This window comes from Amycolatopsis sp. YIM 10 (assembly GCF_009429145.1).
GTDB lineage: Bacteria > Actinomycetota > Actinomycetes > Mycobacteriales > Pseudonocardiaceae > Amycolatopsis.
The window spans coordinates 1822882-1835775 of sequence record NZ_CP045480.1; the positions used below are offsets into that span (position 1 = coordinate 1822882).

Genomic DNA, 12894 nt, shown 5'->3' on the forward strand with positions numbered 1-12894 from the left:
TGTTTGACCGGCTGGCCAACCAAGGCGCACCATCGAGGGTGAACCGCGAAACACACGGTTCTCCTGGCAAACGGAGGTGATCTCGGTGCGCGAGATGTCGACGAGCCCGTGGACCCGTCCGCACGACTGGGCGGAGGTCGTGCTCGGGGTGGTGGCGGTGCTGACGCCGCTGTGGATGGAGACCGAAACCGCGGCCATGTGGACGCTCATCGTGCTGGGTGCACTGGTGGCCATCGACGGCCTGGTCTCGCTGGCCATGCCCGGCCTGGTCTATGGCGAGGGCATCCAGATCGTGCTGGGTGCGCTGCTGTTCATTTCGCCATGGGTGATCGGTTACTCGGACATGATGGGCGCCGCCTGGTCCTCGTGGATCATCGGTGGCCTGACCATGATCGCCGGCGCGACCGCGCTGCCGGTGGCCAACGCCGCCCACGACCGCACGGCCGGGCAGCACTGACAATTCGCCTGTGCCGGGCCTTGCCGCGTTACGGTGAGGCCCGGCGCACGCGGAAGGGGTGGGTTCGGTGGCACGGGGTAGTACCGGTGAGGATCCTTCGGCGAAGGAGCGCATCCTCACCGCTGCCGAGGAACTTTTTGCGGAGTCCGGCTTCGAAGCCACCCCGACTTCCCGGATCGCCGAACGGGCGGGTGTGCCGAAAGGCCTGGTGCACTACTACTTCAAGCGCAAGACGGATCTGCTGAGCGCGCTGGTCGAGCGCCTGCCCGACGAGCACGTGGAGCCGTCAAGGGTGGTGGTCCCCGGTGATCTCGCGGAGAGCCTGCGCCGCCTGGTCTCGGAGCTGGACCAGCGACTCGGCGCCTCGCAGGTGCTCTCCCACCTGCTGTGGCGTGAAGCGGACACGCACCACGCCGTGCGCGACGCGCTCCAGGATCGATTCAAGGTGCTGGTCCGCCAGGTCGAGGCGGTCATCCTGGCGGTCGGCGTCGGTGGCCTCGCGATGACCGACGTGGAGAGCGCGGCCGGCCTGCTCGCACTGGCGTTGAGCTACCGGCATTCGGTCGCACGGCACGCCGAGAACGCACAGCCGGAGCTGGAACGGGAACTCAACTTCATCGCCAGGGCGCTGACCATCCGGGCGGCGCCGGCGACGTGATCGGCGCCGTCAGTCCTCGGTCTTGGCGGGCTCGACGAGTTCGATCAGCACGCCGCCCGCGTCCTTCGGGTGCACGAAGTTCACCCGGGAGCCGGCCGTGCCCGGACGCGGCGTGTCGTAGATGACCCGGAGCCCCTTCGCCTTGAGCGCGGCCATCGCTTCTTCCACATTGGACACCCGGCAGGCGAGCTGCTGGAGCCCGGGACCGCGGTTGTCGATGAACTTGGCGATGGTCGAATCGGGGTACAGCGGCGCGAGCAGCTGGATGGCGGGTCCGTCGTGGTCGCCGGGCGCGTGCAGCATCGCCTCACGGACACCCTGGTCGTGGTTGGTCTCGGTGTGGGTCGCCTCGAGGCCGAAGGTTTCCGCGTAGAAGGCGATCGCCGCGTCGAGGTCGGCGACCGCGATGCCGACGTGATCGATCGTCGTGACGAACGGCTTCAGCGCTTCATTCATGAGAAGCGACAATAGGTCCTGTTCGCGGAAACTGCGTCGTGCGTCAGCTCACACTGACTCATTCAAGAAGCCACACCGCCCGGTATGGTCGAACGGACCGCCGTCGTTCGCCGTTGGAGGCTGCACATGTCCGGAACACAGTCCAGCTCGGTCATCCTGGGCGCGGCAAGGACCCCGATCGGCAGGCTGCTCGGTTCGCTGAAGGACTACTCCGGTGCGCAACTCGGCGGAATCGCGATCAAGGCGGCCCTCGAGCGCGCCGGCGTTTCACCCGATGCGGTGCAGTACACGATCATGGGCCAGGTGCTCACCGCCGGCGCCGGCCAGATCCCGGCGCGGCAGGCCGCCGTGGCCGCCGGCATTCCGATGGACGTGCCCGCGCTGACGATCAACAAGGTGTGCCTCTCCGGCCTCGACGCCATCGCGCTGGCCGACCAGCTCATCCGGGCCGGCGAATTCGACCTGGTGGTGGCCGGTGGCCAGGAGTCCATGACCCAGTCGCCGCACCTGCTGCCCAAGTCACGCTCCGGCTTCAAGTACGGCGACACCAACCTGGTCGACCACATGGCGCACGACGGTCTTTTCTGCGCCTTCGACCAGGTCGCCATGGGTTCGTCGACGGAGAAGTACAACGAGCGCTACGGCCTGACCCGCGAGGAGCAGGACGAGTTCTCCGCGCGCTCGCACCAGCGGGCCGCCGCCGCGATCGAAGCCGGCCGCTTCGCCGAGGAGATCGCGCCGATCGAGATCCCGCAGCGCAAGAAGGACCCCATCGTCTTCGACACCGACGAGGGCGTGCGCGCCGACACCACCACCGACGGCCTCGCCAAGCTCCGCCCGGCCTTCGCCGCCGACGGCACCATCACCGCCGGCTCCGCCTCCCAGATCTCCGACGGTGCCGCGGCCGTGGTGGTGGCCAGCCGCGCCAAGGCGGAGGAACTCGGTCTCACGCCGCTCGCCGAGATCGGCGCGCACGGTGTGGTCGCCGGTCCGGACGCGAGCCTGCACGAGCAGCCGTCCAACGCGATCAAGGCCGCGCTGGCCAAGGCCAAGCTCGACGTCGGCGCCCTCGACCTCGTCGAGATCAACGAAGCCTTCGCCGCCGTGGGCCTGGTCTCGGCGAGGAAGCTCGGCCTCGACCACGACAAGGTCAACGTCGACGGCGGCGCCATCGCGCTCGGCCACCCGATCGGCGCCTCCGGCGCCCGGCTGGTCGTGCACCTGGTGCACGAGCTGCGCCGCCGTGGTGGCGGGCTCGGTGCCGCCGCCCTGTGCGGTGGCGGCGGCCAGGGTGACGCGCTGCTGCTCTCGGTGCCCAAGGCCTGAGTTGCCCGTCCAGGTCGACGTCGGCGAACTGGTCGCACGCGCCGCGGATGGGGTCCCCCGCGCCATCGCGAGACTGATCTCGCTGGTGGAGGACGCCCATCCGCAGCTGCGCGAGGTCGCGGCCGCGCTGACCCCGCACACCGGCCGGGCCCGGCTGGTCGGCCTCACCGGCCCGCCGGGGGTCGGCAAGTCGACTTCCACCTCGATGCTGATCACCGCCCTGCGCGCGGCGGGCAAGCGTGTCGGTGTGCTGGCGATCGATCCCTCCTCTCCGTTTTCCGGTGGTGCCCTGCTCGGTGACCGGGTGCGGATGAGCGACCACGCCACCGACTCCGGTGTGTTCATCCGCTCCATGGCCACCCGGGGCCATCTCGGTGGCCTCGCCTGGGCCACCCCGCAGGCGGTCCGCGTGCTCGACGCCGCGGGCTTCGACGTCGTGCTGATCGAGACCGTCGGCGTTGGACAGTCCGAAGTGGACGTCGTCCGGCTGGCCGACACCACCGTGGTGCTGCTGGCCCCCGGCATGGGGGACGGCATCCAGGCGGCGAAGGCCGGCGTGCTCGAGATCGCGGACGTTTTTGTGGTGAACAAAGCGGACCGCGAAGGCGCCGACGCGACCGTGCGCGAGCTCAAGCAGATGATCGCGATGGGCCGCCGCGAGATGCGCGGCCCCAGCTGGCGGCAGCCCATCGTGCGCACCGTCGCCTCCCGCGACGAAGGCGCCGAGGACGTACTCAAGGCACTCGACGAGCATCACGACTGGCTGACAGCCGAGGGCGAACTCGACCGCCGCCGCTCCGCCCGCGCCGCCGGCGAGATCGAAGCGATCGCACTGCAGCGCCTACGGTCCGAGCTGGCCGACCTGCGCGGCGGCGACCGGCTCGCCGAGCTGGCCGACGCCGTCGCCGGCCGCGAACTGGACCCCTACGCCGCGGCCGAGCGCCTGATCGACGATCTCCGCACCTGACACCTCAGAACCTGATCTCCGTCCTTTCCGCCTCCGGCTCGGCGAAGGCAAGCAACCGCCGCCCCTCGTCGGCGAGTTCGTGACGATCCTTTGTGGACATATCCGCGAACGGTTCGATCACCAATACCGCCACGTTCTTCTCCTTGGCGATCCGCCACGTCCCGGCGACCCGGCCGTCGATCAGGAACGCGCACTTGCCCGCCACCACCAGTTCACGGTGCTCATCCGGCAGCACCCGACGCCGGTCGGCGTGGGCGAGCAACAGGTTGTCGAACTCCGGTAGAAACCTCGGCGGTGCCGGAACTCCGGCACCGGGGCGAGGCGCCTCCGGTAGGTCGAACAGCTCGGTACCGCCCTCGTCGACAAAAGTGACCAGCCCTGGCCGCAACCGATCCACCACTTCACGCAGCCGGGTCAATCCCGACCATGCCTGCATGTCCGCGACACTCGCCGGCCCGAATGCCGCCAGGTAGCGCCGGAGCAGGTCATCCGCCGCCGTCGCGGTACCCAGTTCCCGTCCCAGCCACAGGTCGGCGGGCACGCAGGTCGTCCGCCCACTCCGGCCCCACAGCCCACGCGGCGGCACCTGCACCAGCGGCAGCGAGCCACGGACGGCGAAGGCCAGTGCCTCCGGCTCCCGGCCGGGCCACTTCGCGGCGAGCAGCCTGCCGAGATCCGCGGGCGTTCGCGGGCTTTCCGCCATCAGTTCACGTGCCGCCCGCGCCACCTCGGCGAGGTCCAAGCCACGCAGCCAGCCGCTGAACGGCGAACTCGTGGCCAGGTCGCGGTCCATGATCGGCTGGACCACGGGCCGCAGCGCCAGGCAGTCGTCGGCGGTGACCAGATGGATCGTTCCGCGCATCAGGAGCACTCGCACCGCCTGCCGGTCGACCAGCAGCTGCGACAGCTCCTCCGGCCGGAACCCGGCCAGTCTCGTCCACAGCCCGAAGTACGGCGATTTCGGTCGCTGCGCCTGCATGCCGACCAGATGCCGGAGCGTCGCCGCGACCGACATCGAGCTCCTGGCGAGCAGGTGCTGACGAGCCAGCGTCGCCCGGTTCAGCGCGGCCAGGCTCAGCTCTTCACGTCCCATCGGCGTTCTTTCCAGCGGGGCTCGGCTCATCGTCGTCATAAGCCGAAGCTAGGACTTATCGCGGAACACTGGTTTCCTCAATTACCTCCGTTCTGGTTCAGCCGAGCGCGTCGGCCGAGCTTCGCAGGATTCGGCCGGCGTCCGCGGTCAACGGAGCGCCATGACCGAAGCACGCCACCTCGACGTCCAAGGCGGCCAGCTCCCGGAACGAGCGGTGCACCCGTTCCGCATCCAGGTTGAACACACCGGGAATCACTTTCCCTTCGCGCTCGGCGATCGTGTCCCCGGTGAAGAGCACGCCCCGCCGGGGCAGGTAGAGGGCGATGCTGCCGTCCGTGTGCCCGGGAATGGAAAGCACCCGCGTGCCACCACCGAATTCGAGCACGTCGTTGTGCTCGACCTCCTGGTCCACCGGCGACGGCGGACCGACGAGCTGCCCGCTCGCCACCTGTTCGTACAGCGGTCGTTCCCAGTCGGCGAGTCGCGGCTCGGGCGGCGGTATCTCGCCGCGGATCACCGGTGCGTCCAGCCGGTGCGCGATCACCGGAGCGTCTGCCCATTCCCGGAGCTCGGCGGCCGCTCCGGCGTGGTCTTCGTGAAAGTGGGTGAGCACGATGCGAGCCAGGTTCTCCCGGTCGAGCCCGAGTCCCCTGATCGCCTCGGCGATCTTCGTTCCGTCACCGGCCCAGCCGGTGTCCACCAGCGTCAGTTCGTCGGCATCCCGCCACAGGTACGCCTGGCCGACCGCGAACCGGAGCAGGTGCAGGTCCGGGACGACCTCGATCATCTCCATGCCGCCGACCCTAGGCAGCGTTCCCGGCGCCGGCGGGCGAGTTCGCCGACAGCGCAGCTATCGGCTCATCGCCCGGACGGCCAGGTCGACCACCGCGTCCGCGTGCTGGGTGGTCACCGGGGCGGTCTGCAGCAGCCAGCGATGGTAGAGCGGCCCGTATAGCAGCTCCACCGCCACGTCCAGGTCAAGATCGGCGTCGATTTCACCGTTGCGCTGCGCACTGCGCAGCCTTTCCTTGGTGGCGTCCAGTGCGGGACCGAGCATCTTCTCCCGCCAGTGGCCCGCCAGGTTCTCGTCGTACTGGATTTCGATCGCCAGTGCCCGGAACGAAATATCGAACCTCGGACTGGCCAGTTCTTCCGCGGTGGCCCGCAGAACCTGTTTCAGATCTTCTCGCAGGTCGCCGGTGTCGAGCACACTGAACCCCTGCTGCCCTTCCGTCAGGTCGAGCAGCGCATCGAAGATCACCGCCGCCTTCGACGGCCACCAGCGGTAGATCGTCTGCTTGCCGACGCCGGCCCGCGCGGCGATCCCTTCGATCGAGGTCTTCGCGTATCCGCTCTCGGTCACCAGTTCCATCGCGGCGGACAGGATCGCCTTCCGCGAACGTTCACTGCGGCGCGTGGGATCCGGGCCCCGTGCCTCGCTCATGACATCACTCTAGCACGCGACGAACCGATACGTCTCGTCTTGACAGCTCCGAATTCCTCCGTCATGCTGATCGGGCAACGAGACGTCTCGTCTCGTGAAGAAGAGGAGAAGAACATGACTCGAGCGGATTCACCACGCGTCTGGTTCATCACGGGTGCTGGCCGGGGCTTCGGCCGTGAGTTCGTGCTGGCCGCCCTCGCGGCCGGGGACAAGGTCGTCGGCACGGCGCGTCGGCCGTCCGCGCTGGACGACCTGGTCGAAGAGCACCGGGAACGGCTCGTCGTACTGCCGCTCGACGTCGACGACCGGACGGCGGTCTTCGACGTGGTGGGCAAGGCGATCGCGGCGTTCGGCAGGCTCGACGTCGTGGTCAACAACGCGGGCTACGGCCTGCTCGGCGCGGTCGAGGAGATCACCGAAGAGGAGGCCCGCGCGCAGCTGGACACCAACTTCTTCGGTGCGCTCTGGGTGACTCAGGCCGTGCTTCCGCAACTGCGTGCCCAGGGCTCGGGGCACATCGTGCAGATCTCCAGTGTCGGTGGGGTGGCCACCTTCGGCACCGCGGGTCTGTACGCGGCGAGCAAGTTCGCGCTGGAGGGAATGAGCGAGGCGCTGGCCCACGAGGTCGGCCGGTTCGGCATCAAGGTCACTTTGGTCGAACCGGGCGGCTACGCCACCGACTGGGGCGGCTCCAGCATGAAGATCGCCGTCGCCAATCCCGCGTATGACGTCGTGCGCGAGGAGTTGGCGGCCGATCACGGCGACTTCGTGGAAGGCGATCCGGCCGAGGTCGCGGCGGCGGTGCTGAAGGTGGTCGGCACTGAGGAACCGCCGCTGCGGCTGCTGGTGGGTGAGGCGATCTTCGACGGCATGGTGGCGGCCGTAGAGCAGAAGATCGACGGCTGGCGGAAAGCGAGGGCGTTGTGAACAGGTGAAAGGTCAGCTTCCCGATGACGATGACCACCTGACGCCGGCGTCTCGGAGAGTGGCCATCAGGGCGTCGATGGCCGGAGTGAAGGCATGGTCGGCCGGCGCGGCATAGCCGACGACTATGCCCTGCGGATGAGGGCCAGGGGAGATCCAGGTGTTGCGGAGTGTCTCGAGTGCGAGCGAATGCCGTCGTGCGTGGTCGAGCACTGCCGCTTCATCCGGCCCGGCAGCGGGCAGCGGGACGAGCAGGTGCAGTCCCGCGGAGATCCCCGATGGTCGCAGCGGCCGTGGCAGCAGGGACAGCAGCCGGTCCCGGCGGTTGCGGTAGACCGTGCGGCGACGGCGCACGTGCTGGTCGTACTTGCCGGATTCGAGCATCTCGGCGAGAACGTGCTGGCCGAGCGCCGGCGGACGTGAACCGCGGTCGGCCATTGCGGCCCGGACGGGTTCCACCAGGGCGCGGGGGAGCACGAGCCAGCCCAGGCGCAGCGCGGGCGCCAGGGTCTTGCTCGCCGTGCCCGCGTAGATGAAGCGCTCGGGAGCGAGCGACTGCAGGGCGCCCACCGGTTCCCGGTCGAACCGGAACTCGCCGTCGTAGTCGTCCTCGACGGCGAATGCTCCCGAATTCGTCACCCACCTGGCGAGTTCGGCCCGGCGCTCGGGGGCGAGAGTCACCCCCAACGGGAACTGGTGGGCGGGCGTCACCACGGCAACCGGACTGTCCAATTCGGACACCCGGAGGCCGGCCCCGTCCACCGGTACGCCGGCGATGCGCTGCCCCGCGGCCGCGGCCAGGTTGCGGAAGCGGTGCAGGGACGGATCCTCGAAGGCCATCTCGTGCACGCCCTGGTGGTGCAGGGCCGCGGCGAGTACGGAGATGGCCTGTGCGAAGCCCCCGCACACGAGGATCCGGTCCGGGTCGGTCACCACGCCCCGGCTGCGGGCGAGGTATCTGGCGAGTGCGGTGCGCAGCGCGGGCGCACCAAGGTCGTCGGTGTATCCGAACACGTCGGGAGGTGCCTGCTGCAGCACCTTCCGCGTGGCCGCCAGCCATTCCGCGCGTGGGAAGGCGGCCAGGTCCGGCCGGCCGGGCAGCAGGCTCCAGCGGGCGTCAGCTGGTTCCTCGCTGCCCGGTCGCGGCCGCGCCGGTGCTGCCTGCGGGGCGGCGATCGCGGCCACCCTGGTCGGCGCTCCCTGGGTGGTGCGCAGGTAGCCCTCGGCCGCGAGCTGGTTGTAGGCCTTCGTGACGGTGCCCCTGGCGACACCGAGGTCTTCGGCCAGTGCGCGAGTCGAAGGCAGGGCGGTGCCGGTCTCGAGCCTGCCGGACCGGATCGCCCGCCGGATCGCTTCGGCCAGTCCGCGCTGGCCGGAGCCCGGCTGCCAGTCGAGGTGAACGTCCCGGGAACTGGACCACAAAACTGCCATGAAACTGGACCATAGCCGTGAACCAGTCGCCGGTAGCGTGGCGATCGTGACGAAGCGAATCCAACTGTCCGCCGACCCCACCCTCTACAAATCGCTGCTGGCGCTGCACACCGAAGTGGAAAAAGCGGCCGCGAACGCGGGACTGGACCAGAAGCTGATCGAGCTGGTCAAGATCCGTGGTTCGCAGCTGAACGGCTGTGCTTACTGCTTGGACAAGCACAGCCGCGATGCCCGCGAACTGGGTGAGGACGAACGACGCATCTACCTGCTGGGCGCCTGGTGGGAGACCGAGCTTTACACCGAGCAGGAGCGGGCGGCGCTCGCGCTGACCGACGCGATGACCAAGCTGTCCGAGCGCCAGGACGTGCCCGACGACGTGTACGAACAGGCGACCAAGGTGCTGACCGAGGACCAGTACCGCGCGGTGTGCTGGGCAGTGGTAATGATCAACGCCTGGAATCGGCTCGGCGTCACCAGCCACAAGGCCCTGCCCCGATGACGGCGGTGAAGCTCCGGGAACTGCACGTCCCGGGGAGTCCGCTGGTGCTGCCGAACGCGTGGGATGCCGACAGTGCCCGCCTGGTCGTGGAGGCGGGATTCCCGGTGGTGGCGACCAGTTCCGCGGCGATCGCGGAGTCGCTTGGTCACGCGGATGGCCAAGGGGCTCCGATCGCGGAGATGTTCGCGGCGGCGGCCAGGATCACGCGAGTGGTCGACGTGCCGGTCACCGTGGACGCCGAGTCCGGGTATGGACTCGGCGCCGCCGAGTTGGCCGGGCGGTTGCTGGAGATCGGGGTGGTGGGCTGCAATCTCGAAGACACTGTGCCTGGGCATGGTGTCCGGCCGATCGGGGAGCAGGCCGAATTGCTCGGATCGCTTCGTGCGGCCGCCGGTGATGGACTGGTGATCAACGCCCGGGTGGATGTGTTCCTCGGGGCGGAGAACGAGAAGGCCGTGCTCGACGAGGCCGTCGAGCGGGCGAGGGCGTACCTCGACGCGGGGGCGGACTGCGTGTACCCGATTCTCGTGCGGTCACCCGAGGTGTTGCGGGAGTTCGTGGCCGCGGTGAGCCCGGCGGCGGTGAATGCCACGTTGTGGCCGGGCGGACCGCGGCGTGCGGAGCTGGCGGAACTGGGGGTGGCGCGGATCTCGCTGGGAGCCGGGCTTTGGCGGGCTGCCCGCGTCTGGCTGGCGGAACGGCTCGCCGACCTCGGCTGACTCGGCGGCGGGACCGTCCGCAACCGTCTACTGTGGACGGTCCGCCGCAGGGTCAGGTCAGCACTGCTGCTTGTAGAAGTACTGCTGGTTGGCGTCCATGTTGTCCTTGGTGATGGAGTGCAGGGCGGCGGTGATGTTGCGCTGCACCGGCTTGCCCTCCAGCGCGGCGACGGCCTGCTGCACGCCCTGCTGGCCGATCGAGGCCGGGTCCTGTGCGATCAGGCCCTGGTACTCACCCTTGCGCAGGCCTTCGACCTCGGACGGGCTGGCGTCGAAGCCGACCAGGTTGACTTGGCCGATCTTGCCGGCGTTGCGCAGGCCGGTGGCGGCGCCCTCACCGGTGTTCAGGTTGGTCGCGAAGATGCCGACCAGGTCCGGAGTGGAAGCGAGCGCCGCGGTCACCTTCGAGGCGGCTTGGTCCGGCTCGTTCTGGGTGAACTGCACGCCGGCGGACTTGAGGTTCGGGAAGTTTTTCAGCTCGTCCTCGAAGCCCTTGGCCCTGGCGTTGGTGGTGGAGGTGCCCGCGATGGTGTCGAGCACCAGCACCGAGCCCGGCTTGTCGCCGACCAGCTTGGCCAGGGTCTGAGCGGCGAGCTTGCCGCCCTCGGCGTTGTTCGAGGAGATCGACGAGACGGCTACGCCGGTGTCCTTGAGCGCGGTGTCCACCTCGACGATCTTGGTGCCGCGGTTCTTCACCTGCTGGATCGGGGCGAGCATCGCGGTGTCGTCGGTGGGCGCGATCAGCAACCCGGCCGGCGGGGCGGAGCCGAGAGCGTTGACCTTCTCGGTCTGCATCGCGGCGTCGAACTTCTGCGGGGCGGAGGTGTTCAGCTCGTAGCCGAGCTTCTTCGCTTCCGCCTCGGCGCCGCACTGCATCGAGATGTAGAACGGCTCGGCCTGCACGCCGGGGATCAGGGTCAGCTTCTTGTTGTTCTGCGCGGGCTGGCCACCGGCGTCATTGCTCTGGCCGACCTGTCCCGAGCCGCCGCAGGCGGTCACCAGTGCGGCGATGGCGAGCGCCGAACCGGCGGCGACGAACGTCTTGCGGTTGAACTTCATGGGTGCACCTCTTTGTGCTGTTGCGGGGAACCGGGATCAGCGGCTGTTGCGCAGCCGACGGCGTCGCTGGTCGAACCAGACCGCCGCGATCAGCACCGCGCCGACCGCGATCATCTGCCAGAAGTCGGGAACCTGGGTGATGTTGAAGCCCTTCTTCAGCACCGCCGGGATGAACACCCCGATCACCGTGCCGAGCACCGAGCCGATGCCGCCGAAGAGGCTGGTCCCGCCCATCACCGTGGCGGCGATGGCGTTGAGGTTGTCGGTGGTGTGCGCGGAGATCGTGGTCGAGGCGTAGTACGCCAGCGACATGAAGCCCGCGACGCCCGCCAGGAAACCGGTGAGCGTGTACACCTTCAGCAGGTGCGCTGTCACCCCGATGCCGGAGCGCCGCGCCGCCTCGGCGTTGGAGCCGACCGCGTAGGTGTAGCGGCCGAACTTGGTGGTGTGCAGCAGCCACGCGCCGATCAGCGTGATCACCGCCGCCACCAGCACCAGGTTCGGGATGCCGAACCAGGTGCCGTAGCCGAGGGTGTTGTTGAGCGCGGTCGGCACGCTGCGCACGTCCGAACCGTTGTTGAGCAGGTACGCCGCGCCGAGGGCGGCGCCCATGGTGCCGAGCGTGACGATCAGCGGCGGGATCTTGGCCACCGCGATCAGCAGACCGTTGATCAGGCCCCACACCGTGCCCGCCACCACGCCGGTGAGCAGGCCCGCCGAGATCACCCCCCAGCCGGCGTTGGTCGCCGTGCCACCGGGGCTGAGCGCCTCCATGGTCTTCGCGGACACCATGCCGGCGAAGATCAGCACCGAGCCCACCGACAGGTCGATGCCCGAGGTGATGATCACGAAGGTCATGCCGACCGACAGCACCAGCAGCACCGCGGTTTCGATGAGCAGGGTCTGGAAGGTGAACACCGTGGCGAACTCGCCGGGCGCGGCGATGGTGAACACCACGCACAGGGCTAGCAGCACCAGCGCGATCCAGAAGGTGTTCGCCGAAACCAGGCGGGCGCCCACCGAGCGCTTGGCGAAGCCGCCAGTTCCGTCCACATCGGACTGAACGGTGGACTTGGCGGGGTCTGTCGTCATGCTCACGCCGCCTCCTCTTGCGTCAGGGCACCGGTCATCGCGGCGACGAGGTCTTCGAGCTTGGTGTCCGCGCCCTGGAACCGGGCGACCCGCTTGCCCAGTCGCAGCACCTCGACGCGGTCGGCCACCGACAGCACCTCGGGCATGTTGTGGCTGATCAACACCACGGCGATGCCCTGGTCGCGCACCTTCTTGATCACGTCGAGCACGCGTTCGCGCTGCACCACGCCGAGTGCGGCGGTCGGCTCGTCCATGAACACGACCTTGCTGGCCCACACCACCGAACGCACCACCGCCACGCTCTGGCGCTGCCCGCCGGACAGGGCGGCGATCGGCACCTCGGTGCTCTGCAGGTTCACGCCGAGCCGCTGGAAGTGTTCGACCGCTTGGCGTCGCATCTCAGCCTTGTCGATCATGCCGAGTTTGCCGAGCAGGCCCTTGCGGTGGATTTCCCGGCCCAGGAACAGATTCGCCGCCGGGTCGAGTTCGGGGGCGACCGCGAGGTCCTGGTACACGGTCTCGATGCCGAGCCGCCGGGCGGTGGTGGGGGAGTCCAGGGTGACTTCCTCGCCGCCCAGCACGATCTTGCCCGAGGTGGGCTGTTCAGCCCCGGACAGGCATTTCACCAGGGTGGACTTGCCCGCGCCGTTGTCGCCGATCAGGGCGGTGACCTCACCGGCGCGGGCCTGGAACGAGGCACCGCGCAGGGCTTCGACCGAGCCGTAGCGCTTGACCAGGTCCTGGGCGTCGAGCAGGAGTTCGCTCATGT

15 protein-coding genes are annotated in these 12894 nt (G+C 69.0%); 7 read left to right on the forward strand and 8 right to left on the reverse strand.

Features of this window, described 5'->3' with window-relative positions; genetic code table 11:
• The first annotated feature begins 94 nt into the window (after positions 1 to 94).
• Together YIM_RS09035 and YIM_RS09040 are read left to right on the forward strand one after the other, a co-directional pair.
• Positions 95 to 457: an SPW repeat protein gene (locus tag YIM_RS09035; protein WP_194240306.1), complete on the forward strand. Its 363-nt coding sequence runs from the start codon at positions 95 to 97 to the stop codon at positions 455 to 457.
• Between the two features lie 67 nt (positions 458 to 524).
• Positions 525 to 1115 (forward strand): TetR/AcrR family transcriptional regulator, encoded by a 591-nt coding sequence (locus tag YIM_RS09040; protein WP_153029894.1) that lies wholly within the window; start codon positions 525 to 527, stop codon positions 1113 to 1115.
• 9 nt (positions 1116 to 1124) lie between these two features.
• On the opposite strand, the gene mce is transcribed toward YIM_RS09040, so the two are convergent.
• Positions 1125 to 1571, reverse strand: coding sequence for a methylmalonyl-CoA epimerase (gene mce, locus YIM_RS09045; RefSeq protein WP_153029895.1), 447 nt, complete (start codon positions 1569 to 1571; stop codon positions 1125 to 1127).
• A gap of 126 nt (positions 1572 to 1697) precedes the next feature.
• On the opposite strand from mce, the gene YIM_RS09050 reads away from it, so the two are divergent.
• A complete protein-coding gene (locus tag YIM_RS09050) occupies positions 1698 to 2897 on the forward strand; it encodes an acetyl-CoA C-acetyltransferase (protein WP_153029896.1) in 1200 nt (399 codons plus the stop codon).
• Between the two features lies 1 nt (position 2898).
• Positions 2899 to 3864, forward strand: coding sequence for a methylmalonyl Co-A mutase-associated GTPase MeaB (meaB, locus tag YIM_RS09055; protein WP_153029897.1), 966 nt, complete (start codon positions 2899 to 2901; stop codon positions 3862 to 3864).
• Positions 3865 to 3868: 4 nt separating this feature from the next.
• Here meaB and YIM_RS09060 read toward each other — a convergent pair whose 3' ends face one another.
• The 3 genes from YIM_RS09060 to YIM_RS09070 form a co-directional block, all read right to left on the reverse strand.
• The gene (locus tag YIM_RS09060) at positions 3869 to 4957 is read right to left on the reverse strand and encodes a winged helix DNA-binding domain-containing protein (protein ID WP_153029898.1); all 1089 of its coding nucleotides are present in this window, start codon (positions 4955 to 4957) and stop codon (positions 3869 to 3871) included.
• A gap of 97 nt (positions 4958 to 5054) precedes the next feature.
• Complete coding sequence (locus tag YIM_RS09065) at positions 5055 to 5750, reverse strand: MBL fold metallo-hydrolase (protein WP_153029899.1); 696 nt, start codon at positions 5748 to 5750, stop codon at positions 5055 to 5057.
• A gap of 57 nt (positions 5751 to 5807) precedes the next feature.
• The gene (locus tag YIM_RS09070; RefSeq protein ID WP_153029900.1) at positions 5808 to 6401 is read right to left on the reverse strand and encodes a TetR/AcrR family transcriptional regulator; all 594 of its coding nucleotides are present in this window, start codon (positions 6399 to 6401) and stop codon (positions 5808 to 5810) included.
• A 114-nt stretch (positions 6402 to 6515) separates the two neighbouring features.
• Here YIM_RS09070 and YIM_RS09075 point away from each other — a divergent pair, with 114 nt between their 5' ends.
• Complete coding sequence (locus YIM_RS09075) at positions 6516 to 7328, forward strand: SDR family NAD(P)-dependent oxidoreductase (RefSeq protein WP_153029901.1); 813 nt, start codon at positions 6516 to 6518, stop codon at positions 7326 to 7328.
• A 12-nt stretch (positions 7329 to 7340) separates the two neighbouring features.
• On the opposite strand, the gene YIM_RS09080 is transcribed toward YIM_RS09075, so the two are convergent.
• Positions 7341 to 8756, reverse strand: a complete 1416-nt coding sequence (locus YIM_RS09080) for a PLP-dependent aminotransferase family protein (RefSeq protein ID WP_153029902.1) — start codon at positions 8754 to 8756, stop codon at positions 7341 to 7343.
• Between YIM_RS09080 and YIM_RS09085 the strand changes: the two genes are divergently transcribed.
• Together YIM_RS09085 and YIM_RS09090 are read left to right on the forward strand one after the other, a co-directional pair.
• Entirely contained in the window at positions 8755 to 9255 is a 501-nt protein-coding gene (locus tag YIM_RS09085) for a carboxymuconolactone decarboxylase family protein (protein WP_153029903.1), read from the forward strand. The genes YIM_RS09080 and YIM_RS09085 overlap by 2 nt on opposite strands.
• A complete protein-coding gene (locus YIM_RS09090) occupies positions 9252 to 9974 on the forward strand; it encodes an isocitrate lyase/phosphoenolpyruvate mutase family protein (RefSeq protein WP_153029904.1) in 723 nt (240 codons plus the stop codon). The genes YIM_RS09085 and YIM_RS09090 overlap by 4 nt, the downstream gene beginning before the upstream one ends.
• Before the next feature lie 57 nt (positions 9975 to 10031).
• On the opposite strand, the gene YIM_RS09095 is transcribed toward YIM_RS09090, so the two are convergent.
• Genes YIM_RS09095 through YIM_RS09105 form a run of 3 tightly spaced genes read right to left on the reverse strand, consistent with a single transcriptional unit; the run spans position 10032 to position 12892 of the window.
• Positions 10032 to 11033 (reverse strand): ABC transporter substrate-binding protein, encoded by a 1002-nt coding sequence (locus YIM_RS09095; RefSeq protein WP_153029905.1) that lies wholly within the window; start codon positions 11031 to 11033, stop codon positions 10032 to 10034.
• A 36-nt stretch (positions 11034 to 11069) separates the two neighbouring features.
• Positions 11070 to 12125, reverse strand: coding sequence for an ABC transporter permease (locus YIM_RS09100; protein ID WP_153036875.1), 1056 nt, complete (start codon positions 12123 to 12125; stop codon positions 11070 to 11072).
• 2 nt (positions 12126 to 12127) lie between these two features.
• On the reverse strand, positions 12128 to 12892 hold the full coding sequence (locus tag YIM_RS09105) for an ATP-binding cassette domain-containing protein (protein WP_153029906.1): 765 nt from the start codon (positions 12890 to 12892) through the stop codon (positions 12128 to 12130).
• Between the last annotated feature and the right edge of the window lie 2 nt (positions 12893 to 12894).